Below are 23002 nucleotides of genomic sequence, written 5' to 3'. Positions count from 1 at the left end.
CCGCCAACCTCCGCAAGCCGTTCGACATTGTCGAACCCCATAGTCTCAGAGAAGATTCTGACACCTTCGTCCACCCCTCGGAACTCTTTCGAGGCCGACGCACCGCGCCCGCTACCCTGGCCAGGCACGTCAAGCCGACAGCCGTCGCACTCCTGGGAGTACATCCATGGCCCCGCAGTCGTCCTCCACCCTCGCCAGCCAAGCCCGAGCCGACGCGCTGCGTCAGGCATTCGCCACCCGGGTGGTGGTGGCCGACGGTGCGATGGGCACCATGCTCCAGGCCCAGGACCCCACCCTCGAGGACTTCCAGGACCTGGAAGGCTGCAACGAGATCCTGAGCGTCACCCGGCCCGACATCGTCCGGTCGGTGCACGAGGAGTACTTCGCGGTGGGTGTCGACTGCGTCGAGACCAACACCTTCGGCACCAACCTCGCCGCGCTCGGTGAGTACGACATCCCCGAGCGCATCTTCGAGCTCGCCGAGGCCGGCGCCCGGCTGGCCCGTGAGGTGGCGGACGGTTTCGCCACGCCGGACCGGCCGCGCTGGGTGCTGGGCTCCGTAGGACCCGGCACCAAGCTCCCGACCCTCGGCCACGCCCCCTACGCCGCCCTGCGCGACGCGTACGAGGTGAACGTGGCGGGTCTGATCGCCGGCGGCGCGGACGCCATCCTGGTGGAGACCACCCAGGACCTGCTGCAGACCAAGGCCTCGATCGTCGGCGCCCGCCGCGCCCTCAAGGCGGCCGGCTTCAGCCTGCCGATCATCTGCTCCGTGACCGTCGAGACGACGGGCACGATGCTGCTGGGTTCCGAGATCGGTGCGGCGCTGACGGCGCTGGAGCCGCTCGGCATCGACATGATCGGCCTGAACTGCGCCACCGGCCCCGCCGAGATGAGCGAACACCTCCGCTACCTGGCCCGGCACGCCCGGACCCAGGTCTCCTGCATGCCGAACGCCGGCCTGCCGGTCCTGGGCAAGGACGGCGCGCACTACCCGCTGTCGCCGGAGGAGCTCGCGGACGCCCACGAGACGTTCGTGCGCGAGTACGGGCTGTCCCTGGTGGGCGGCTGCTGCGGGACGACGCCCGAGCACCTGCGGCAGGTCGTGGACCGCGTCCGGGGCCTGGACCTGTCCCCGCGCAGCCCGCGCCCGGAGCCGGGCGCCGCCTCGCTCTACCAGACCGTCCCGTTCCGGCAGGACACCTCGTACCTCGCCATCGGCGAGCGGACGAACGCCAACGGGTCGAAGAAGTTCCGTGAGGCGATGCTGGAAGGCCGCTGGGACGACTGCGTCGAGATGGCCCGCGACCAGATCCGCGAGGGTGCCCACCTGCTGGATCTGTGCGTGGACTACGTGGGCCGTGACGGTGCCGCGGACATGGCCGAGGTCGCGGGCCGCTTCGCGACGGCCTCCACCCTCCCCATCGTGCTGGACTCCACCGAAGTGCCCGTCCTGCGGGCGGGGTTGGAGAAGCTGGGTGGCCGGGCGGTCATCAACTCCGTCAACTACGAGGACGGCGACGGTCCCGAGTCCCGGTTCGTGCAGATCACGGCGCTGGCCGCCGAGCACGGCGCCGCGCTGATCGCGCTGACGATCGACGAGGAGGGCCAGGCCCGGACCCCGGAGCACAAGGTCGCCATCGCCGAGCGGCTGATCGAGGACCTGACCACCAACTGGGGCATCCTCGAATCGGACATCCTCGTCGACTGTCTGACCTTCACGATCGCGACCGGCCAGGAGGAGTCCCGCAAGGACGGCCTCGCCACCATCGCGGCGATCAAGGAGCTGAAGCGCCGGCACCCGCTGGTGCAGACGACCCTGGGTCTGTCGAACATCTCCTTCGGCCTCAACCCCGCCGCCCGCGTCGTGCTGAACTCGGTCTTCCTCAACGAGTGCGTGGAAGCCGGCCTCGACTCCGCGATCGTGCACGCCAGCAAGATCCTCCCGATCGCGCGGCTCACCGAGGAGCAGCGCGATGTGGCCCTGGACCTGATCTACGACCGGCGCAGCGAGGGTTACGACCCGCTGCAGAAGTACCTCGAACTCTTCGAGGGCGTCGACATGAAGTCCGTCAAGGCCGGCCGCGCCGAGGAGCTGGCCGCGCTGCCGCTGGACGAGCGGTTGCAGCGGCGGATCATCGACGGTGAGAAGAACGGCCTGGACCGGGACCTGGACGAGGCGCTCACGACCCGCCCCGCGCTGGCGATCGTCAATGACACGCTGCTGGAGGGCATGAAGGTCGTCGGTGAGCTGTTCGGCTCCGGGCAGATGCAGCTGCCGTTCGTGCTGCAGTCCGCGGAGGTCATGAAGACCGCGGTCGCCTACCTCGAACCGCACATGGAGAAGTCCGACGCGGACGGCAAGGGCACCATCGTGCTCGCCACGGTTCGCGGCGACGTCCATGACATCGGCAAGAACCTCGTCGACATCATCCTGTCGAACAACGGCTACAACGTCGTGAACCTCGGGATCAAGCAGCCGGTGGCGGCGATCCTGGACGCGGCCACCGAGCACAAGGCCGACGTGATCGGCATGTCGGGTCTCCTCGTGAAGTCCACCGTGATCATGAAGGAGAACCTGCAGGAGCTCAACCAGCGCAAGATGGCCGCCGACTATCCGGTGATTCTGGGCGGCGCCGCCCTGACCCGCGCCTATGTCGAGCAGGACCTGCACGAGATCTACGAGGGCGAGGTCCGCTACGCCCGCGATGCCTTCGAGGGCCTGCGGCTGATGGACGCGCTGATCGCCGTCAAGCGCGGCGTCCCCGGCGCCGTCCTTCCCGAGCTCAAGCAGCGCCGGGTGGCCAAGCGCGCCAGCGTCGTGGAGGAGGAGCCCGAGATCAACCTCGGGCAGATCCGCTCGGACGTGGCCGTGGACAACCCGATCCCGACGCCCCCGTTCTGGGGCAGCCGCGTCATCAAGGGCATTCCGCTCAAGGACTACGCGTCCTGGGTCGACGAGGGCGCGCTCTTCAAGGGCCAGTGGGGCCTCAAGGAGGCCCGCGCGGGCGGCGCGACGTACGAGGAGCTGGTGGAGACCGAGGGCCGCCCCCGGCTGCGCGGCCTGCTGGACCGGCTGCAGACCGACGGCCTGCTGGAAGCGGCCGTGGTCTACGGCTACTACCCGTGCGTCTCCAAGGGCGACGACCTGATCCTCCTCAACGACGACGGCAGCGAGCGCACCCGCTTCACCTTCCCGCGCCAGCGCCGCGGCCGCCGGCTGTGCCTGGCGGACTTCTTCCGCCCGGAGGACTCCGGCGAGACCGACGTCGTGGGTCTGCAGGTCGTGACGGTCGGCAACCGGATCGGGGAGGCGACGGCCGAGCTGTTCGCCGCCAACGCCTACCGCGAGTACATGGAGCTGCACGGACTGTCCGTCCAGCTCGCCGAGGCCATGGCCGAGTACTGGCACGCCCGGGTCCGCAGCGAGCTGGGCTTCGCCGGCGAGGACCCGAACGAGGTCGAGGACATGTTCGCCCTGAAGTACCGGGGCGCGCGGTTCTCGCTCGGCTACGGGGCCTGCCCCGACCTGGAGGACCGGGCGAAGATCGCCGAGCTGCTGCAGCCCGAGCGGATCGGCGTGAAGCTGTCCGAGGAGTTCCAGCTGCACCCGGAGCAGTCCACCGACGCGATCGTCATTCACCACCCCGAGGCGAAGTACTTCAACGCCCGTTAAGCGTTGGTCAGCGACCCGACGTACACTGGACGGTCCGGCACAGGCCGGTCGCCGCACTCCGATCAGGAGTGTGTCGCGACCGGCCTTTGTGCCCCCCTGGCCCAGCTGAGGAGTGGTGCGCATGACCAGTAGCATTCCCGCCGTCGACACCCGTCCGGCCCAAGGCCGCGGGCTGCAGGCCGTGCTTCTCGACATGGACGGCACCCTGGTCGACACCGAGGACATCTGGTGGGCCGCCGAGGTCGAGGTCTTCGCGGCCCTGGGGCACGTCCTGGACGGCGAGCACCGCGCGATCGTGGTCGGCGGCCCGATGGCCCGCAGTTTGGGCCATCTGATGGCCGTCACGGGCACCGAGGTCACGCTGCCCGAGCTGTCCGCCGCGATCAACGCGCGCTTCGTCGAGCTGATCGCCCGGGGCGTGCCGCTGATGCCCGGCGCCCGGCGGCTGCTGACGGAGCTCGCGGCGCACCAGGTGCCGACCGCGCTGGTGTCCGCCTCGCACCGGCACATCATCGACTCGGTGCTGCGCACGCTCGGTGCGGAGAACTTCGCGTTCACCCTCGCCGGCGACGAGGTCGCCCGCACCAAGCCGTTCCCCGACCCGTATCTGCTCGCCGCGGCCCGGCTCGGTGCGGAGCCCACCCGGTGCGTGGTCGTGGAGGACACCCCGACCGGGGTCGCCTCCGCCGAGGCGGCGGGCTGCCAGGTGGTCGCGGTGCCCTCGATCGTCCCGATCGAGTCAGCTCCCGGCCGCACGGTGGTGGCCTCGCTGGAGCAGCTGAGCGTGCCTTTTCTGCGCTCTCTGAATGCGACTGTTCACTGAGCGTATGCCGCTGAATAGCTTGGAAACTCTGGGCGCCCGGCTGCTCATTCCGCGTTACGAATGCGCTGGCTGAATTCCGTCCGGCTCCCATTTTTGGTCACGTGATTTTTGTCACCCCCCAGTTGGTCGACAGGTACGGACGCGCATGATCCGTTTGCGCGAATCGGGGCAACAAACGCGACGTTGTGTCCGGGTTGCGACACAGAGGGGCGGATCGTTCCATCGTCCGCATATCGGTACTTGCAGTGCCGTTATCGGGATGTGATTTTGCCTCAACTTCTCCGTGTTCTGGCGCGGTAGAGCGTTCCCACTAGTGTCCTGACTGGTCAATGCCGAATCGAGTGATCGGCATTTGAGCAAGGGGAATCACTAGATGTCACGTACTAAGCGTGTCGTCGCCGCAGCTGCCGTGGCCTTCCTGGCCGTCGGTGTGACCGCGTGCGGTGGCAACAAGGACAATTCGGCGTCCGGCAGCAAGGGCGCCGTGATCGTCGGGACCATCGACTCCGTGTCGTCACTCGACCCCGCAGGAGCGTACGACTACGGCTCCTGGGAGGTCATCGACAGCGTTTACCAGAAGGTGATGCGCTTCCCGACGGGCGGCACCAAGCCTGAGCCGGACGCCGCCAAGTCGTGTGCTTTCACCGACCCGAAGACCTACACCTGCACCCTGCAGTCCGGTCTTCAGTTCTCCAACGGTGACAAGCTGACCTCGGCCAGCGTCAAGTTCTCGTTCGACCGCATGCTGAAGATCGCGGACCCCAACGGGCCGTCCAGCCTCTTCGGCACGCTGGAGTCGACCGAGGCCAAGGGTGCGGACCAGGTGATCTTCCACCTGAAGAGCGCCGACTCCACCTTCCCGTCGGTGCTCGCCACCGACGCCGGTGCGATCGTCGACGAGAAGACCTTCCCGGCCGACAAGCTCCTCGCGGGCACCAAGGTGATCGGCTCCGGCCCGTACACCCTGGACAAGTACACCGCGAAGCAGCAGGCGTCCTTCAAGGTCAACGCCAAGTACAGCGGCCCGGTCAAGGCGCAGAACAGCCAGTTCGTTCTGCAGTACTTCGCCGAGGCGTCCGCGCTGAAGGCGGCCGTCAAGGACGGCACCGTCAACGCGGCCTTCCGTACCCTGTCGCCCACCGACACGGCCGACCTGAAGAAGACCCAGGGCGTCAAGGTCGTCGAGGGCACGGGCACCGAGAAGCGCTACTTCGTCTTCCACGCGAAGGTGAAGCCGTCGGACCAGAAGGCGGTCCGTCAGGCCGTCGCGCAGATCATCGACCGCGAGGGCATCGCGAAGGACGCCTACAACGGCACCGTCGCACCGCTCTACTCGATGGTCGGCAACGGCATCGACGGTCACACCGACGCCTTCAAGGACAAGTACGGCGCTCCGGACAAGGCCAAGGCCGCCGACATCCTGAAGGCCGCCGGCATCACCGCCCCGGTCGCGCTGTCCTACACCTGGACGCCGAGCCACTACGGTGCCGCGGCTGCCGATGAGGCCACCGCGATCAAGCGTCAGCTGGACGCCTCCGGCCTGTTCAACGTCAAGTTGAGCTCGACCGAGTGGCAGCAGTACCAGAAGGACGAGAAGGCGGGCAGCTACGCCTCGTACATGATCGGCTGGTTCCCTGACCTGCCGGACGCCGACAACGACGTGTCGCCGTTCCTCAGCAAGTCGCCGTTCCTGGGCACGGGTTACGACAACCCGGCGATCCAGGCGCTGCTGGTCAAGGAGCAGGGCTCCAACGACCCCAAGGTGCGCAACGAGGCCTTCGCCGAGATCCAGAAGATCGTCGCCGAGGACGCCCCGATCATCCCGGTCTGGCAGGGCAAGCAGACCGCTGTCGTGCGTGACGGTGTGACCGGCGTGGACAAGGCGCTGGACCCGACGATGTTCCGCTTCTACGAACTCTCGACGGGCAAGTGACGGCCGGCCGGCCCGCGGGGGAGTCTCTCCCCCGCGGGCCGGCCGCCACTCCGGCTAAGAAAGACACCCCTCCATGAGTAAGCAGTCCGGGTCGCTGCGCCGCTACATCCTCACCAGGATCGCGCTCGCAATCCCCATGGTTCTCATCCTGCTGGTCCTGGTCTTCGTCCTGATGCGGGTGGCTCCCGGTGACCCCATCTCGGCCTCCCAGGGCGGCAAGCTCAACGCGGCGGAACTCGCGGCGAGACGGCATGCCGCGGGCTTCGACGCCCCGATGTACCAGCAGTTCTGGGACTACCTGAAGTCCGTCGTCACCCTGAACTTCGGCACCACGTTCTCCGACCACCGCCAGGTGCGGGACATCATCATCGAGAACGGCGGCGCCACCCTCACCCTGACCTTCGGCGCTCTGGTCTTCGCGAGCGTCATCGGCATCCCGGTGGGCCTGCTCGCGGGCCGGCTGCGGGACAGCACGATCGACGTGGCGGGCCGGCTCTTCGGCATCCTCAGCTACGCCGTGCCGGTCATCGTCGCAGCGCCCATGCTGATGCTCGCCTTCGGCGCCACGTCCGGCCAGGCCTCACCCCTGGTGCAGCTGAACGTGCCGACGCAGACCCACATCCTCATCGTGGACGCCATGATCGTGGGTGACTGGGACGCGGTCGGCGACATCGCCAACCACCTGGTCCTGCCCTCGATCGCGCTGGGTCTGCTGATCGTCGGTGTCTTCATCCGCATGATCCGCATCAACCTCATCCAGTCGCTGCAGGGCGACTACATCGAGGCGGCCCGGGCCCGCGGTGTGAAGGAGACCGCTGTCGTCGGACGGCACGCCTTCCGCAACGCGATGGTCCCGGTGATCACGGTCCTCGGCCTCCAGGTCGCGATGCTGCTCAGCGGTGCGGTGCTCACCGAGCGAATCTTCACCTGGCCCGGTATCGGTCGCCAGCTCATCGACTACATCAACCAGCGCGACTACGTCGCCGTCCAGGGCATCGTCACCGTCTTCGCCCTCGTCGTCGTCGTGATCAGCATGCTGATCGACTTCATCAACGCGCTGATCGACCCGAGGGTGCGGTACTGATGGCCCAGACGACACTCCCCGTTCCGCTCGACCCGGAGATAACCCCCAAGGCCCCGGGTCCCGGAAAGTCCGTCCGCTTCGGCGGTCTGCGGCGCATCGTGATCGCCGTCCGGCAGGCCCACGGCGTGCCCAAGTTCATGCTGTGGACCGGCGCGATCCTCTCGCTGCTCTTCGTGCTGACCGCGATCTTCGCCCCGCTGATCGCCCCGTACGACTTCGACACGTACCAGTCCGGTGGCAAGACCTTCCCGAAGCAGGGCGCGCCGGACGGCGACCACTGGTTCGGCACCACCGTGCAGAGCCTGGACGTGGTCTCCAGGACCGTCTACGGCGCCCGCACCGCGCTGGAGGTGATGGTCCTCGCCGTCGTCTTCTCGCTCATCCTGGGGGTCCTCCTGGGCCTCCTGGCGGGTTACTTCGGCGGCTGGCTGGACCGCATCCTGGTGCTGGTGATGGACGCGCTCTTCGCGTTCCCGTACCTGCTGCTCGCCATCGTGGCCGGCTTCGTCTTCGCCAGCATCACCGGCGGAGGCGTGGTGACCGCCGCGCTGTCGATCACCGTGGTCTACATCCCGCAGTACTTCCGGGTGGTCCGCGCCTCGGCGCTCTCCGCCCGTGAGGCCACCTTCGTGGAGGCGGCCCGCGCGATGGGCGCCAAGCCGTCCGTGGTGATCCGCAAGTACCTGTTCGGCAACGTCATCCAGTCGGTGCCCGTCATCGGCACGATGAACGCCGCCGACGCCATCGGCACGCTGGCCGGCCTGGGCTTCCTGGGCCTCGGCATCCAGCCCACCGACGCCGCCGAGTGGGGCTACGACCTCGACCGCGCGATCAGCGACGTCAACGCCGGCATGTGGTGGACCTGCCTCTACCCGAGCATCGCCATGGTGATCGCCATCCTCGGCTTCACGCTGCTCGGTGAGGGCCTCAACGACGTCCTCAACCCGACCATGCGCCGCCGCCGCATCACCAAGGTGGCACTGCCGGCGCTCAGCCGCCGCCGCGTCGTCACCGCGGAGACCGCAGTCATCGCGAAGACCGCCGAGCCCGCAGAAAGCGCGGAGCCCGCAGCAACCGCAGCAACCGCAGAAGAAGGGGAGGCCGCGAAATGACCGAACCTGTCCTTTCCGTACGCGACCTGCGCGTCTGGTACGGCACCGAACGCGGACCGGTCCGCGCCGTCGACGGCGTCAGCTTCGACGTACGCCCCGGCGAGACGCTCGGCCTGGTCGGCGAGTCCGGCTGTGGCAAGTCCACCCTCGGCCGCGGTGTGCTGGGCCTGGCGCCCACCGTCGCCTCCGTCGACGGTGAAGTGATCCTGAACAGCAAGGGGGGCAAGGGCCGCAATCTGGTCGGCCTGCCCGCCAAGGAGCTGCAGAAGCTCCGCGGCCCGGACCTCGGGCTGATCTTCCAGGAGCCGATGACCCGGCTGAACCCGCTGATGCGGATCTCCCAGCACTTCGAGGAGGCCCTGCACACGCACCACAAGGACCTCTCGAAGAAGGAGCTGCGCGAGCGCGCCATCGAGGCGCTGCGCGGGATGGGCATCCCGGCCAGCCGGTACGAGAGCTACCCCCACGAGTTCTCGGGCGGTATGCGCCAGCGCATCATGATCGCGCTCGCCCTCGTGCTGCGCCCGGCGTTCATCGTCGCGGACGAGCCCACGACGGCGCTCGATGTCCTCGTCGAGGCACAGATCATTAAAATCCTGGCCGATCTGCGCAAGAACTTCGACACATCCCTTGTGCTGATCACCCACAATCTCGGTATCGTCGCCGAAGCGTGTGACCGGGTCGCGGTGATGTACGCGGGCCACATCGTCGAACAGGGCGATGCCCGCGAAGTGTTCGCGAACCCGCAGCACCCGTACACCAAGGAGCTGCTCCGCTCCACGATCTCGCTCTCCACCACCGGACTGCACTTCATCCCGGGTAGCCCCCCGGACCTGGTGCACCCCCCGGAGGGCTGCCGGTTCAGCCCGCGCTGCCCGGTGGCGATGCAGGGATGCGCGAAGGTGGAGCCGCCCGAGGTGGTACTGCCGTCCGGCGTGCACAGCGTCTGCTGGCAGCAGGCGATCGAGGTCGACCCCTCGATGGCCGACGAGTTGGGAACGGGTGGGCGCGAGCCGCTCGCCGCCGTGAAGGAGATCAGCGTTGCTGACGAAGCCTGATACAGAAGCGAGCGGTGTCGTAGCTCTCGACGACCGCGAGACGCTCGTCGAGATGGAGGACCTCGAGGTCCACTTCGGCATGCGGGGCAACGTCTTCGGCCGGCTCGCCGGCAAGGCGGCGGGCGCGGTCAAGGCCGTCGACGGGGTGAACCTGAAGCTGCGCAAGGGCGAGGTGCTCGGCCTGGTCGGTGAGTCCGGCTCGGGCAAGACCACCCTCGGCCGGACCCTGCTGGGCATGAACCGGGCCACCGGCGGCACCATCCGCTACCGGGGCGAGGACATCACCGAGTTCGGCGAGCGCAAGATGCGGCCGCTGCGCCGCAAGCTGCAGATGGTCTTCCAGGACCCGCACGCCTCGCTCAACCCGGCGATGGACATCCGCACCGCCGTCGGCCACCCGCTGCGCATCCACAACCTGGTGAGCAGCGACGCCGAGTACGACGCCAAGGTCACCGACGCCCTGGAGCGGGTCGGCCTGACCCCTCCCGAGCGGTACCTGACGAAGTTCCCCGGCGACCTGTCCGGCGGGCAGAAGCAGCGGGCCGTGCTGGCCCGCGCGATCATCGCCGAGCCGGAGCTCCTCGTCGCCGACGAGCCGATCTCCATGCTCGACATGAGTGTCCGCGCCAAGATCCTGCAGCTGATGCTGGACCTCAAGCGGGACCTGGACCTGACGTACGTCTATGTGACGCACGATCTGGCCAGCGCGAAGTTCTTCTGCGACACCATCGCGATCATGTACCTCGGCCGGATCGTCGAGTACGGGCCCACCGCGGAGGTCTTCGCCGACCCCAAGCACCCGTACACGAAGGCGCTGCTGGCGGCGATCCCCGAGCCCGACCCGACGCTCGCCGTCGAGCGCGAGCTGCTGCGCGGTGAGATTCCGGATGCGGCCAAGCCGCCGCTCGGTTGTTCCTTCCACCCCCGCTGCCCGGTCGCGCTGGCCGGCTGCGGCTGGGAGGCCCGCGACCTGCGTGGCCTGCTGGAACGCCGTTGGCTGGAACTGCCGCCGGCCGAGGCGGGCAAGGAAAGGGCGCTCTTCGGCGATCTTGACGCGCTCTCCGAATCCGGGGTCACTTCCGCCGCAGTCACCCCCGGCAGGGGGCACAGCGCGGAAGATGTGCTGGAATACCTCCGCCGACTCCGTGAGGAGGCTTCGGCGGCCGAGCCGCGCGAGCCCTTCTGGCGGGGCGTGATCACCATGCACGCCGAAGGCGGCCGGGCCGTGGTGGAGTTCTCGCCATCACAGGACCCGCGGCTCAACCTGCTGCCGGAAACGGGCGTCCAAGTGGCCTGCCACCTGTACCCCGGCTCCGGCGGATAACCGCATCATCACCTACACGGTGGCGGGCGGCGCAGGTGTCGCGTCGCCCGCCCGGGAACGGCTAAGGATCGACTGAGCACGGAAAGACCAAAGGGAGAACGACGAGGATGAACCGTAAGCTACTGGTGCCGGCGATGCTTCTCGGCGTCGTCGCACCCGCCCTCGCCGGTTGCGGCGGATCGGGCAGTGGCGGTGACAAAAGCGGTAGACCCATCGTCGTCGGGACCACGGACAGCATCAAGCTGACCAAGGAGAACCCGTCACCCTTGGATCCGGCGACGTCGTACGACAGCGCCACCTGGAACGTCTTCTACAACACCTTCCAGATGCTGCTGCGCTACCCGCGCAGCGGTACCAACCCGGAGCCCGACGCCGCGGAGAAGTGCCGTTTCACCGACCTGGTGGGGCAGGTGTACGAGTGCACGCTCCGCAAGGGGCTCACTTTCTCCAACGGTCACGCGCTGACGGCCGAGGACGTCAAGTTCTCGGTCGACCGCATGCTGAAGATCAACAGCGACAACGGTCCCGCGTCGCTGATCTCCGGCGTCGCGACCGTGCAGGTGCGCGACGAGGACACGGTGGTCTTCCGTCTCAAGGCGCCGGACTCCACCTTCCCGCTCAAACTGGCCACGCCCGCCGCCGCGATCCTGGACAGCCAGGTCTATCCCGCGGACAAGCCGTACGACGGCTTCAAGATCGTCGGCTCCGGTCCTTACACGCTGGACGACTTCAAGCAGGACGACAAGGCCGTCTTCTCCAAAAACGCGAACTACCAGGGCACGCTGAAGCTGAACAACAGCAAGGTGGAGCTGCGGATGTTCACGTCCGCGGACACGATGGAGGCCGAGCTCAAGAAGGGCACGGTCGACGTCGCCACCCGCACCATGCGGCCCGACCAGATCAACCGGCTGCTCAAAGCCGGCGACGGCGAGGACGTCAAGCTCACCGAAGCGGCCGGCACCGAGGCCCGCTACCTGTTCTTCGACACCACGGACCCGGCGGTGCGGCCCAAGGCCGTCCGCCAGGCCGTCGCCCAGATCCTGGACCGCCAGGCACTGACCCGTGATGTCTTCCAGCGGACCGCCGATCCGCTGTACTCGCCCGTCCCGGTGGGCATCACCGGCCACGCCAACTCGTTCTTCAAGACCTACGGCGACCCGGACGCCGGCAAGGCCAAGGCCCTGCTGCACGCGGCCGGGATCGACCACAAGGTCGCGTTCGACTACTGGTACCGCAAGGACCTCGCCGGCTCCAGCAACAAGGAGGAGGCCGAGGCGATCAAGGCTCAGCTCGACGCGAGCGGCCTGTTCGACGTCACGCTCAAGAGCGAGGAATGGAACGTCTTCCTCACCGAGGTGAAGAAGCACAGGTACGCCGCTTACGCTCTGAGCTGGCTGCCCGACTTCCCGGACCCGGACAACTACATCGCGCCGTTCTTCGACAAGGGCAACTTCCTGAAGCTGCCCTACCAGAGCGATGTCATCCAGCGCCAGGTGATCCCGCAGACCCGCCAGCAGTCCCAGCGCAGCGCCACCATCAGTGATTTCGAGACCGCTCAGAAGATCATCGCCCAGGACGTGCCGATGCTGCCGCTGTGGCAGGGCAAGCAGTACATCGCTGCCCGCAGTGACATCACCGGTGTGGAATGGGCGCTCAACTCCTCCACCACCACCCAGTTCTGGGAGCTCGGGCGGGGCGTGACGAGTTGATCAGCACATACAAGGGAGAACGTCGAGGATGAATCGCAAGCTGCTCGCGCTGCCGATGGTCGTGGGTCTGATGACGCCCGTACTCGCCGCTTGTGGATCCGGCAGTGGCAGCGGGGACGACGGCAAGGCGATCGTCTTCGGCACCACCGACGAGTTCCACATCACGCCGCAGGCGCCGGCTCCGCTCGACCCCGTCACGGGCTACGACATCCAGTCCTGGAACGTCTTCTACAACACGTTCCAGACCCTGCTGCGCTACCCCCGCAGCGGTACCGACCCGGAGCCCGAGGCCGCCAAGGAGTGCCACTTCGCCGACGGGCTCGGCGAGCAGTACCGCTGCACGCTGCGGGACGGTCTGGAGTTCTCCAACGGGCACGCGCTCACGTCCAAGGACGTGAAGTTCTCCATCGACCGCATGCTCGCGATCAAGGACGAGAACGGCCCGTACAGCCTTCTGACCAACGTGGACAAGGTCGAGACGCCGGACGACGCCACGGTCGTCTTCCATCTCAAGGACCCCGACGCCACCTTCCCGTACAAGCTGGCCACGCCCGCCGCGGCCATCGTGGACAGCGAGGTGTACGACCCGAAGAAGCAGCACGCCGGCTTCGACATCGTGGGCTCGGGCCCGTACCAGCTGGACTCCTTCAAGGAGGGCGACTCGGCCGTCTTCACGAAGAACCCGCACTACAAGGGCACGATCAAGCTGAACAACAGCAAGATCGAGCTCAAGTTCTTCAAGAACTCCACGGACATGGAGAAGGCGCTCAAGGCCGGTGACATCGACGTCATGAACCGGACGATGACGCCCGACCAGCTCAACAGCCTCAACATCAGCACCGACAGCAACGTCAAGCTGACCGAGACGGCCGGCACCGAGATCCGCTACCTGGTCTTCAACACGGCCGACCCGGTCGTGAAGCAGAAGGCGGTCCGCGAGGCCTTCGCCCAGATAGTGGACCGGCAGGCCATCACGCGCGACGTCTACAAGCGCACCACCGAGCCGCTCTACTCGATGGTCCCGGCCGGCATCACCGCGCACGCCACCTCGTTCTACAACTCCTACGGCGAGCCGAGCGTGCCGAAGGCACGTAAGACGCTGAAGGAAGCCAACATCACCACGCCGGTCGAGCTGACGCTCTCGTACACGACCGAGCACTACGGCGAGGCGACCAAGCAGGAGTTCGAGCTGCTCAAGAAGCAGCTGGACGCCAGCGGGCTGTTCAAGATCAAGCTGCAGCCGGTGGCCGACTGGCACACGTACACCGACGCCGGGCGCAAGCACCAGTACCAGGTGTACGGGATGGGCTGGTTCCCCGACTTCCCGGACCCGGACAACTACGTCGCGCCGTTCCTCGGCAAGGACAACTTCCTGGAGCTGGCGTACGCGAACCCGCTGATCCAGGGCCAGCTGATCAACTCCACCCGGCAGAAGACGCAGCGCAGCGCCACCTTCCCGGACTTCACCCAGATGCAGAACATCATCGCCAGCGATGTGCCGATGCTGCCGCTGTGGCAGGGCAAGCAGTACCTCGCCGCCCGCAGTGACATCACGGGCACCGAATGGACCCTCAACGCGTCCTCCACGACCCAGTTCTGGGAGCTGGGACGAGGTGTGACGGGCTGATCAGGACACTGGAACGGGTCCGGACGACACTGTCGTCCGGACCCGTTCCGCTGCGCCGGGGCGGCCGGGGTTGACCTTGTCCCTGGGGCAGACCACAGCATCGGGGCAGCCGGGCACACCGCCCGGCAGGAGGAGGCGAGCACGGTGCTGCTGACGATCGGGGAGTTCGGGCACGCGTCCGGCCTGTCGCCCAAGGCGCTGCGGCTGTACGACGAACTCGGACTGCTGCCGCCCGCCCGCGTCGACCCGCTGACCGGCTACCGGTTCTACGATCCGGCGCAGCTGGAACGGGCCGGGCTGGTGGCCTGGCTCCGCCGGCTCGGCATGCCGCTGGCACGGATCCGGGTGGTGTGCGATCTGGCACCCGCCGCGGCGGCCGGGGCCGTCGCCGCGTTCTGGGCACAGGTCGAGTCCGACACCGACGCCCGGCGGGACCTCGCGACCTTCCTCGTCGACCACCTGTCACGGAAGGACACCGTCATGGAACGCACCGGAGCAGCTCTGGCGATCCGCTACGCCGCGCTCACCGACACCGGCCTGATCCGCGAGAGCAACCAGGACGCGGCCTACGCCGACGCCCGGCTGCTCGCCGTCGCCGACGGATTCGGCGCCGGCGGGGCGCCCGCGAGCGCCGCCGCCATCGAGGCGCTCAAGCGCCTCGACCTCGCCGACGGCACCCGCACCGGCACCACGGGCCCCGGCATCCCCGCCGGCGGTCTCCTCAACGCCCTCGAGAACGCCGTACAGGAGGCCAACGAGGCGGTGCGGGGCCTCGCGGGCACCGACGGCGCGCCGCAGGGGCCGGGAACGACCCTGACGGCCATGCTGTGGACCGGCTCCCAGCTCGCCCTCGTCCACATCGGCGACTCGCGCGCCTATCTGCTGCGCGGCGGCGAGCTCTTCCAGATCACCCACGACCACACCCTCGTCCAGTCGATGGTCGACGACGGCCGCATCAGCCCGGGAGAGGCGGCCTCGCACCCGCAGCGGACGCTGCTGCTGCGGGCTCTCGACGGCGGCGACGCGTCCGCCGCCGATCTGCGCCTGCACGACGCGCTCCCCGGCGACCGCTATCTGCTGTGCTCCGACGGCCTGACCGCCGTGGTGCCCGGCCAGGACATCCACCAGGTGCTCGCCACGGTCACCGACCCCGAGGAGGCCGTCCGCGAGCTGATCGGGCTGGCCAACGCGGGCGGCGGGCCCGACAACGTCAGCTGCGCCGTCGCGGACGTCGTCGAAGCGGCCGCGGGAGCAGGCGCCGGACCGGCCCGTTAGGCACTACGGGGCCGGGTACCGCGGGGCAGGGACGCCCCGCCGGCGATGAGTTCTGCCCGGCCGGCAGGTCTGTCGTAGGAGAACCCACGACAGGAGGCCGACGTTGAGTGCAGCCGATGAGGTGCGGGAGGGGACCGAACGGCAGCCGGAGCAGGGCCCGGACGCGGTCGTCTGGGTCCTGGCCGGCCCGCTCACCCGCGCCGGCATACCGGAGCTGTGCGCGTGCCTGCGGGACCGGCTGCACGGCGCGGAACCGGGCTGGGTGACCTGTGACGTGGCCGCCCTCACCGACCCGGACGCGGTCACCGTCGAAACCCTGGCCCGTCTGCAGCTCACCGCCCGGCGGCTCGGCAGCCGGATACGGCTGCGGAACGCCGACGGGCGGCTGTGCGGCCTGCTGGCCCTGGCGGGGCTGCGGGACGTGCTGCCCCTGGAGCCGGCGGGGGCAGCCGACAGCACCGGTCGGGGCCTACGGCTCCAGCCGTGGGGGCAGGCCGAACAGCGGAAACAGGTGCGCCGTGTCGAGGAACGAGTTGATCCCGGTGATCCGGTCCCCTGAGATCTCGATGACCTGCAGCGCCCACGGCTCGTGCCCGCCGTCGGAAGCGGGCCGGTACTGGCCGAACGCCGGTGAGCCGTTCGCCGTGACCGGCAGCAGCCGCGAGCCCGCGCAGCCTATGCCGGTCCCGAGCATCCAACCGCGGATGTCCGCGGGTCCGCGGAACCACAGCTCGTACGGCGGCATCGACAGGGTCGCGTCCTCCCGCAGCAGCGAGGTGAGCGAATCCAGGTCGTAGCGCTCGAAGGCGTCGACGTAGCGGGCCAGCAGGGCCCGCTGCGTCGCGTCCATCGGCCGGGCCGGGTCGCTGGTGGTGACATCACTGGCGGCGAGCGCCGAACGGGCCCGCTGCAGCGCGCTGTTGACCGACGCCACCGTCGTGTCCAGCAGCTCGGCGACCTCGCTCGCCTTCCACGCCAGCACCTCCCGCAGGATCAGCACCGCGCGCTGCCGGGGCGCCAGGTGCTGCAGCGCGGCGACGAACGCCAGCCGGACCGAATCGCGCTGGGCGGCCACCTCGGCCGGATCGCCGCCCGAGGGCAGCATCCGGCCGTCGGGCATCGGCTCGATCCACGTCGCCTCCGGCAGTGCCGGAGTCAGCGGCGACGAGGACGAGACGGGGGACGCGAGATCCATCGGGCGGGCCCGGCGCTCGCGCGCCTTGAGCATGTCCAGACAGACGTTGGTGGCGATGCGGTACAGCCACGACCGCAGCGACGCCCGGCCCTCGAACCGGTCGAAGCCGCGCCACGCCCGCACCAGGGTCTCCTGGACGGCGTCCTCCGACTCGAACGCCGATCCCAGCATCCGGTAGCAGTAACCCGTCAGCTCCACCCGGTGCCGCTCCAACTGCAGCTCCGAAGCCACGCCGTCCATTGCCGCGAGATCACTCATCGAGGGCCCCTTGTCGACCGTCGGCCGTCAGCTCCAGCCGTCCCGGTCATCCTAGGCGGGGGGTGTGACAGAGCGCCCGGGATCGCTCGGACCACGCCAGGTTCTGTCCTCAACAGGAAGATCCCGGGCCAGCAGGTCCATCATGAGGCCGTCGTGCCATGTTCCGTCGAGGCCGCGCTCGTAGTCGCGCATGATGCCGACCGGCCGGAATCCCACCTTGGTGTAGCAGCGGATGGCGGCGGTGTTGTCGGCCGCCGGATCGATGATCAGCCGGTGGTGCCCGTGTGCGGTGATCAGATGCAGGGTGAGGGTCCGCACGGCGTCGGTGCCCAGCCCGCGGCCGTGGCGGGCGGGGTCGAGGTAGATGTCGATGTTCGCGTGCCGGTAGTCGGGCTCCTCCTCGGCGCCCCACTGGATCGCGCCCGCCACGCGGCCCTCGTGCTCGATGACGAAGACCTCGGTGTCCGGCTCGGCGAAGTCCTCGGCGATGGACGCGGCCATGTCGTCGCGGTCACCGTGCCACCGTTCGTAGACCTCCGGGGTCGAGCGGATCGCGGTGAGTGCGGGAATGTCGGCGGCGGTGGCCGGACGCAGCGTGACCGAGGCGCCGTGGAGAGTGGTCTGCATGGCGGGGACGTTACCGACCCCGCGGTGCGATCACGACGCCGCCCGCGGCCCGCTCAGCCGGCTCCGGGGCGCACCAGCCCGCTCTCGTACGCGTACACCGCCGCCTGGACGCGGTCGCGCAGGCCCAGCTTGGTCAGCACGTGCCCGACATGGGTCTTCACGGTCGTCTCGCTGACGAACAGCTCCGCCGCGATCTCCGCGTTCGACAGCCCCCGGGCGACCAGCTTCAGCACCTCGACCTCGCGCTCGGTGAGGGTGTGCAGCGGCTGCGGCACGGACTCCTCGCCGGACGGGAGCCGCCCCGCGTACTTGTCGAGGAGCCGGCGGGTGATGCTGGGCGCGAGCATGGCCTCGCCCGCCGCGACCACCCGGATCGCCTGCACCAGCTCGGCGGCCGGCGCGTCCTTGAGCAGGAAGCCGCTGGCACCGGCGCGCAGCGCCTCGACCACGTACTCGTCCAGGTCGAAGGTGGTCAGCACCAGGACCTTCGCCGGTCCGTCCCGCCCGGGGCCGGTGATCTGGCGGGTCGCCTCGACCCCGTCCATCCGCGGCATCCGGATGTCCATCAGCACCACGTCGGGCTGCAGCGCCCGCACCTGGTCCAGAGCCTGCTGGCCGTCCCCGGCCTCACCGATCACGGCGAGGTCCGGCTCGGCCTCCAGGATCATGCGGAAGCCGGTACGCAGCAGCGGCTGGTCGTCCACCAGTAGGACGCGAATCGCCACAAGATCTCCCTCGTCGTTGCCGGTCCCGCCCCATTCTTGCCTAGATCACGTCGTCACCGGACGGCGCGGGCCCCGGGAGCGGCAGCGGATAGGGCGGGGGAGTGCCCCCGAACTCCGGACAGACCGTCTGGTGGTCGCACCAGCCGCACAGCTTGGTCCGCCGCGGCAGCCACTCACCGGTCGCCGTGGCCGCACGGATGGCGTCCCACAGCGCCAGCAGCTTGCGCTCCACGCTCAGCAGGTCCGCTTCCGACGGGTCGTACATGATCACGTCGCCACTGCCCAGGTAGACCAGCTGCAGCCGGCGCGGCACCACTCCGCGCAGCCGCCACAGCACCAGCGCGTAGAACTTCATCTGGAACAGCGCCTCGCCGGCGTACTCCGGGCGGGGCGCCTTGCCCGTCTTGTAGTCGACCACCCGCAGATCGCCGGACGGCGCCACATCCAGCCGGTCGACGTACCCGCGCAGCGTCAGCCCCGAGTCCAGCACCGTCTCCACGTACAGCTCCCGCTCGGCGGGTTCCAGCCGCGTCGGGTCCTCCAGCGTGAACCAGCGGTCGACGAGCTGCTCGGCGCTCTCCAGCCACCGGGTGAGGCCGGGCCCGTCCGCCACCTCGAAGAGCTGGGCCAGCTCGGGCCGGGCGGCCAGCAGCTTCTCCCACTCGCCCGGAACCATCGAACGGGCGCGGTCCGCCGTACGCTCGACAGCGGGGGAGTCGAAGAGCCGTTCGAGCACCGCGTGCACCACGGTGCCCCGGGTGGCCGCCTCGCTCGGCTTCTCCGGCAACTTGTCGATCACCCGCAGCCGGTACAGCAGCGGACACCGCATGAAGTCCGACGCCCGTGACGGGGAGAGTGACGACGGTGGCCGGGGAGGGATGTCTGAGGTGCTGGTGCCCATGGCAGACGACCCTACGGCCTCCCACCGACAGCCGGTGTCGGCCACGGACCACCGGGCCATACCATCGACGGCAGAGCCCCTCGCATTGCATGATCGATTCGGCCATTGCGAGGGTTCACACATGAACGAGGGGAACCAGTGAGCGAGAGCGGGCAGCCGCCGTCCCAGGGCACGCAGGCCCAACCGGGGAACGGGCCGAAGAAGGGCCCGCGCGAAGCCGGCGGCGGCATCCTCATGGGCCGCATCTTCGGTGTGCCCGTCTACGTCGCTCCCAGCTGGTTCCTGGTCGCGGCCCTCATCACCTGGGTCTTCGGCGGCCAGCTCGACAAGGTGCTGCCCGAACTCGGCAACATCCGCTACCTCGTCTCGCTCTTCTTCGCCGTCGCCTTCTACGCCTCGGTGCTCATCCACGAGCTCGCGCACACCGTCGCCGCCCTGCGCTTCGACCTGCCCGTGCGCCGCATCCAGCTGCAGTTCTTCGGCGGTGTCTCGGAGATCGAGAAGGAGTCCGAGACGCCGGGCAGGGAGTTCGTCCTCGCCTTCGTCGGCCCGCTGCTCTCCCTGGTGCTGGCCGGTGTCTTCTACGGCGGCATGAAGGTCGTCGAGCCCGGCACGGTCCCCGGGGTGCTGCTCGCCGGCCTCATGATCAGCAACCTGATCGTCGCGGTGTTCAACCTGCTGCCCGGCCTCCCGCTGGACGGCGGCCGGATGCTCCGGGCCGTCGTCTGGAAGATCACCGGCAAGCCGATGAGCGGCACGGTCGCCGCCGCCTGGACCGGCCGCGCACTGGCCATCGCGGTCCTCGGCCTGCCGCTGCTCACGTACAACGACACCGCCGACAGCAGCGGATTCGACTCGCTCACCGACGCCCTGCTCGCCGCGATCCTGGCCGCCATCATCTGGACCGGCGCCGGGAACAGCCTGCGCATGGCCCGGCTGCGCGAACGCCTCCCCGACCTCCGGGCCCGCACCCTCACCCGGCGCGCCGTGCCCGTCAGCTCCGACACCCCGTTGTCCGAGGCACTGCGCCGCGCCAACGAGGCCGGCGCCCGCGCCCTGGTCGTCGTGGACGGCCAGGGGGACCCGACCGCGGTCGTCCGCGAGGCCGCGATCGTCGGCATCCCCGAGCACCGCCGCCCCTGGGTCGCGGTCAGCGGCCTGGCCCAGGACCTCAAGCCGGGCATGAGGGTCTCGACGGAACTGGCGGGCGAGGACCTGCTGGACACCCTGCGGGCGACCCCGTCGACGGAGTACCTGGTCGTCGAGCCGACGGGCGAGATCTACGGGGTGCTGTCCACGGCGGACGTGGAGAAGGCGTTCCTTGCGGCGATGGCCAGGCCACAGGTCTGACCCGGACCAAGGGCCCTGCAGAACCACCCGGCGGCGAACCGAGCCCCTAGAAACAGCAGCTACGCTGTTCACATGTCCGAACCGACCGGTGCCGCCCGCCGTCGCGGCCCATTCCAAGTCGGGGACCAGGTCCAGCTCACCGACCCCAAGGGACGCCACTACACCTTCACGCTCGAAGCCGGAAAGCAGTTCCACACCCACAAGGGCGCTTTCCAGCACGACGAGTTGATCGGTGCTCCCGAAGGAAGTGTTGTCCGTACCACGGGGAACGTCGCCTACCTGGCGCTGCGTCCCCTGCTCCCCGACTATGTCCTGTCCATGCCACGCGGTGCCGCAGTGGTCTACCCCAAGGACGCGGGGCAGATCCTGGCGATGGCCGACATCTTCCCCGGCGCCCGGGTCGTCGAAGCGGGAGTCGGATCAGGCTCGCTCAGCAGCTTCCTGCTGCGCGCCGTCGGCGACCAGGGCATGCTGCACTCCTACGAGCGCCGCGCCGACTTCGCCGAGATCGCCACCCAGAACGTCCAGCGCTACTTCGGCGGGGAGCACCCCGCCTGGCAGCTGACCGTCGGCGACCTCCAGGACAATCTGTCCGACACCGATGTCGACCGCGTCATTCTGGACATGCTCGCCCCCTGGGAATGCCTCGACGCCGTCTCGAAGGCGCTCGTCCCCGGCGGCATCCTGTGCTGCTACGTCGCCACCACCACGCAGATGGCCCGCACCGTCGAGTCCATCCGTGAGCACGGCACCTTCAACGAGCCCGCGGCCTGGGAGACCATGGTCCGGAACTGGCACGTCGAGGGTCTCGCGGTACGTCCCGACCACCGCATGATCGGGCACACCGGCTTCCTGCTCACCGCCCGCCGGCTCGCCGACGGCGTGGAGCCGCCGATGCGCCGCCGCCGGCCCTCCAAGGGTTCGTACGGCGAGGACTACACCGGCCCCGGCAGCGAAAGCGGGGGCAAGCACGCGCCCGCCGACGCGGCAGCGGCCGCTGAGGTGACCGCCGCCGAGACGCCCGCCGTCGAGGCACCGGCCGCCCCCGAGGCGCCCGCCGAGTAGTACCGGGCCACCGCCCCGCCGAGAGCAGGGAGAGGCGCCGGTGCCGGAACGCCCGCAAGGGTTCCGGCACCGGCGCCTCCCGCATTCCGGCGGTCCCGGCACTCGCGGCCGCACCTGCTGTTCCACCGGAGTGTGACGTGTGGCACCATGCTGGCCACCCCCCTCGAACGAACTCCCCAGGAGCCAGGCGAGTGCAGCCCTCCGCAGGACCGGCCCTTCCGCATACCCGAGCCCGCTCGGTGCACTGGATCTCCACCGCCGCGCTGCTCGGCGCGGTCATCGGCGCCGGGGCCCTCGTCCAGCCCGCCGATGCCTCCTCGCACGCCTCCCAGGCCACCCCACGGCCCGCACCGGACCCGAAGGCGGCCGCGTACCCGCTGGACTGCGCGGGAGCCCCGGTGGACGTCGTCAGCCGCGTCTCGGCGGATCTGGACCAGGACGGCAGGCCCGAGACCGTCGTCGTCGTGCACTGCCCGGCCGAGGCGGGCACCCCGCCCACCGGTGTCTTCGTCCTGACGGCCGGCGCGGCGCCCGGCAGCGCGCCGCGCATCGTGGCCACCCTCGTCGATCCGGCGGAGCAGCGCAGCATCACCGGCTTCGGGCTCCAGGGCCGCACCATCAGGGCGACGGTCCTCGGGTACTCCAGCGACACCACACCGCGCTGCTGCCCGGACCAGAAGCGCGCGTACACCTGGCAGTGGCGGGCCGGACGGTACTACGCCACGCCGGGCGCGCTCGCGAACAGCATCTGAGCCGTCACCCGCCGCCTGCCGTCACCGGCCGCCCGCCGTCCGTCACCCGGCGTCGGGACCGAACACCTCGACCCGGTCGGTGACGCGGCGGACGTGGATGCAGTCGCCGGGGCACTCCTTGGCCGAATCCACCACATCGGTGAGCATCGTCAGCGGAACCGGGGCCGTGGCGCCCGGCGCCTGCCGCAGCTCGTCGTCGTGGCCCTTGACGTACGCCAGCCCGTCGATGTCGAGCTCGAACACCTCAGGCGCGTACTGCACACAGATCCCGTCGCCGGTGCACAAGTCCTGGTCGATCCAGACTTCCAGCTCTTCCGCGCCGGCCTCGGACACGTCACTCACGGGGTACCTCGCCTGCCGTTCATGGATCGGCCCGTAGACGGACCGCAACAGTCCCTGACGGGTGTTGACCGAACCGACGATACAACCGGCCGCTTTCCGATGTTGATCCGTGGGTATCCCCCTGGCGTGAGGACGTACGCAAGGGTGAAGATCGGACACACCCCGA

At 69.2% G+C, this 23002-nt stretch carries 19 protein-coding genes; 14 read left to right on the top strand and 5 right to left on the bottom strand.

Annotation, left to right across the window (positions count from 1 at the left end; genetic code table 11):
• Positions 1-166 precede the first annotated feature (166 nt).
• The 11 genes from metH (at position 167) to LNW72_RS10170 (ending at position 16180) form a co-directional block, all read left to right on the top strand.
• Positions 167-3676 carry a methionine synthase gene (gene metH / locus LNW72_RS10220; RefSeq protein ID WP_250975113.1) on the top strand — a complete coding sequence of 1170 codons (3510 nt, stop codon included), beginning with the start codon at positions 167-169 and terminating at the stop codon, positions 3674-3676.
• 121 nt (positions 3677-3797) lie between these two features.
• Positions 3798-4499, top strand: a complete 702-nt coding sequence (locus tag LNW72_RS10215) for an HAD family phosphatase (protein ID WP_250975112.1) — start codon at positions 3798-3800, stop codon at positions 4497-4499.
• Between the two features lie 373 nt (positions 4500-4872).
• Positions 4873-6432, top strand: a complete 1560-nt coding sequence (locus tag LNW72_RS10210; RefSeq protein ID WP_250975111.1) for an ABC transporter substrate-binding protein — start codon at positions 4873-4875, stop codon at positions 6430-6432.
• A gap of 73 nt (positions 6433-6505) precedes the next feature.
• The gene (locus LNW72_RS10205) at positions 6506-7516 is read left to right on the top strand and encodes an ABC transporter permease (RefSeq protein ID WP_138354799.1); all 1011 of its coding nucleotides are present in this window, start codon (positions 6506-6508) and stop codon (positions 7514-7516) included.
• Positions 7516-8628: an ABC transporter permease gene (locus tag LNW72_RS10200; protein ID WP_250975110.1), complete on the top strand. Its 1113-nt coding sequence runs from the start codon at positions 7516-7518 to the stop codon at positions 8626-8628. The genes LNW72_RS10205 and LNW72_RS10200 overlap by 1 nt, the downstream gene beginning before the upstream one ends.
• Positions 8625-9686 (top strand): ABC transporter ATP-binding protein, encoded by a 1062-nt coding sequence (locus tag LNW72_RS10195; protein ID WP_250975109.1) that lies wholly within the window; start codon positions 8625-8627, stop codon positions 9684-9686. The genes LNW72_RS10200 and LNW72_RS10195 overlap by 4 nt, the downstream gene beginning before the upstream one ends.
• Positions 9670-11010, top strand: a complete 1341-nt coding sequence (locus tag LNW72_RS10190; RefSeq protein ID WP_250975108.1) for an ABC transporter ATP-binding protein — start codon at positions 9670-9672, stop codon at positions 11008-11010. The genes LNW72_RS10195 and LNW72_RS10190 overlap by 17 nt, the downstream gene beginning before the upstream one ends.
• Before the next feature lie 107 nt (positions 11011-11117).
• On the top strand, positions 11118-12719 hold the full coding sequence (locus tag LNW72_RS10185) for an ABC transporter substrate-binding protein (protein WP_250975107.1): 1602 nt from the start codon (positions 11118-11120) through the stop codon (positions 12717-12719).
• Positions 12720-12747: 28 nt separating this feature from the next.
• Positions 12748-14346 carry an ABC transporter substrate-binding protein gene (locus LNW72_RS10180; protein ID WP_250975106.1) on the top strand — a complete coding sequence of 533 codons (1599 nt, stop codon included), beginning with the start codon at positions 12748-12750 and terminating at the stop codon, positions 14344-14346.
• 144 nt (positions 14347-14490) lie between these two features.
• Positions 14491-15621 carry a MerR family transcriptional regulator gene (locus LNW72_RS10175; protein ID WP_250975105.1) on the top strand — a complete coding sequence of 377 codons (1131 nt, stop codon included), beginning with the start codon at positions 14491-14493 and terminating at the stop codon, positions 15619-15621.
• Positions 15622-15724: 103 nt separating this feature from the next.
• Positions 15725-16180, top strand: a complete 456-nt coding sequence (locus LNW72_RS10170; protein WP_250975104.1) for an STAS domain-containing protein — start codon at positions 15725-15727, stop codon at positions 16178-16180.
• Here LNW72_RS10170 and LNW72_RS10165 read toward each other — a convergent pair.
• From LNW72_RS10165 to LNW72_RS10150, 4 genes are read right to left on the bottom strand one after another with little or no spacing between them, the layout of a single operon-like run.
• Positions 16091-17074 carry a sigma-70 family RNA polymerase sigma factor gene (locus LNW72_RS10165; protein WP_250975103.1) on the bottom strand — a complete coding sequence of 328 codons (984 nt, stop codon included), beginning with the start codon at positions 17072-17074 and terminating at the stop codon, positions 16091-16093. The two genes, LNW72_RS10170 and LNW72_RS10165, sit on opposite strands and share 90 nt — an antisense overlap.
• Before the next feature lie 51 nt (positions 17075-17125).
• A complete protein-coding gene (locus tag LNW72_RS10160; protein ID WP_250975102.1) occupies positions 17126-17701 on the bottom strand; it encodes a GNAT family N-acetyltransferase in 576 nt (191 codons plus the stop codon).
• Between the two features lie 53 nt (positions 17702-17754).
• The gene (locus LNW72_RS10155) at positions 17755-18426 is read right to left on the bottom strand and encodes a response regulator transcription factor (protein WP_138354806.1); all 672 of its coding nucleotides are present in this window, start codon (positions 18424-18426) and stop codon (positions 17755-17757) included.
• A gap of 40 nt (positions 18427-18466) precedes the next feature.
• Positions 18467-19327 carry a PD-(D/E)XK nuclease family protein gene (locus LNW72_RS10150; RefSeq protein ID WP_250975101.1) on the bottom strand — a complete coding sequence of 287 codons (861 nt, stop codon included), beginning with the start codon at positions 19325-19327 and terminating at the stop codon, positions 18467-18469.
• 138 nt (positions 19328-19465) lie between these two features.
• On the opposite strand from LNW72_RS10150, the gene LNW72_RS10145 reads away from it, so the two are divergent.
• The 3 genes from LNW72_RS10145 to LNW72_RS10135 all read left to right on the top strand — a co-directional run bounded on the left by LNW72_RS10145 (position 19466) and on the right by LNW72_RS10135 (position 22494).
• Positions 19466-20677, top strand: a complete 1212-nt coding sequence (locus LNW72_RS10145) for a site-2 protease family protein (RefSeq protein ID WP_250975100.1) — start codon at positions 19466-19468, stop codon at positions 20675-20677.
• 72 nt (positions 20678-20749) lie between these two features.
• Positions 20750-21742: a tRNA (adenine-N1)-methyltransferase gene (locus LNW72_RS10140; protein WP_250975099.1), complete on the top strand. Its 993-nt coding sequence runs from the start codon at positions 20750-20752 to the stop codon at positions 21740-21742.
• A 191-nt stretch (positions 21743-21933) separates the two neighbouring features.
• Positions 21934-22494 (top strand): hypothetical protein, encoded by a 561-nt coding sequence (locus tag LNW72_RS10135; protein ID WP_250975098.1) that lies wholly within the window; start codon positions 21934-21936, stop codon positions 22492-22494.
• A gap of 42 nt (positions 22495-22536) precedes the next feature.
• Here the strand turns inward: LNW72_RS10135 and LNW72_RS10130 are convergent, their stop codons facing one another.
• Complete coding sequence (locus LNW72_RS10130; protein ID WP_138354809.1) at positions 22537-22836, bottom strand: ferredoxin; 300 nt, start codon at positions 22834-22836, stop codon at positions 22537-22539.
• Positions 22837-23002: the final 166 nt, after the last annotated feature.

The sequence above is a fragment of the Streptomyces sp. RKAG293 genome, assembly GCF_023701745.1.
In the GTDB taxonomy this organism is placed as follows: Bacteria; Actinomycetota; Actinomycetes; order Streptomycetales; family Streptomycetaceae; genus Actinacidiphila.
Note: the sequence above shows the minus strand (reverse complement) of the source record. Positions and strands in the feature narration are given on the sequence as shown.

What these genes read in the sequence shown, in the direction of transcription:
- LNW72_RS10150 (WP_250975101.1), bottom strand. Translation starts at nt 19,327, where the DNA reads ATGGGCACCAGCACCTCAGACATCCCTCCCCGGCCACCGTCGTCACTC.
- LNW72_RS10160 (WP_250975102.1), bottom strand. Translation starts at nt 17,701, where the DNA reads ATGCAGACCACTCTCCACGGCGCCTCGGTCACGCTGCGTCCGGCCACC.
- LNW72_RS10165 (WP_250975103.1), bottom strand. Translation starts at nt 17,074, where the DNA reads ATGAGTGATCTCGCGGCAATGGACGGCGTGGCTTCGGAGCTGCAGTTG.
- LNW72_RS10200 (WP_250975110.1), top strand. Translation starts at nt 7,516, where the DNA reads ATGGCCCAGACGACACTCCCCGTTCCGCTCGACCCGGAGATAACCCCC.
- LNW72_RS10195 (WP_250975109.1), top strand. Translation starts at nt 8,625, where the DNA reads ATGACCGAACCTGTCCTTTCCGTACGCGACCTGCGCGTCTGGTACGGC.
- metH (WP_250975113.1), top strand. Translation starts at nt 167, where the DNA reads ATGGCCCCGCAGTCGTCCTCCACCCTCGCCAGCCAAGCCCGAGCCGAC.
- LNW72_RS10185 (WP_250975107.1), top strand. Translation starts at nt 11,118, where the DNA reads ATGAACCGTAAGCTACTGGTGCCGGCGATGCTTCTCGGCGTCGTCGCA.
- LNW72_RS10215 (WP_250975112.1), top strand. Translation starts at nt 3,798, where the DNA reads ATGACCAGTAGCATTCCCGCCGTCGACACCCGTCCGGCCCAAGGCCGC.
- LNW72_RS10180 (WP_250975106.1), top strand. Translation starts at nt 12,748, where the DNA reads ATGAATCGCAAGCTGCTCGCGCTGCCGATGGTCGTGGGTCTGATGACG.
- LNW72_RS10205 (WP_138354799.1), top strand. Translation starts at nt 6,506, where the DNA reads ATGAGTAAGCAGTCCGGGTCGCTGCGCCGCTACATCCTCACCAGGATC.
- LNW72_RS10140 (WP_250975099.1), top strand. Translation starts at nt 20,750, where the DNA reads ATGTCCGAACCGACCGGTGCCGCCCGCCGTCGCGGCCCATTCCAAGTC.
- LNW72_RS10210 (WP_250975111.1), top strand. Translation starts at nt 4,873, where the DNA reads ATGTCACGTACTAAGCGTGTCGTCGCCGCAGCTGCCGTGGCCTTCCTG.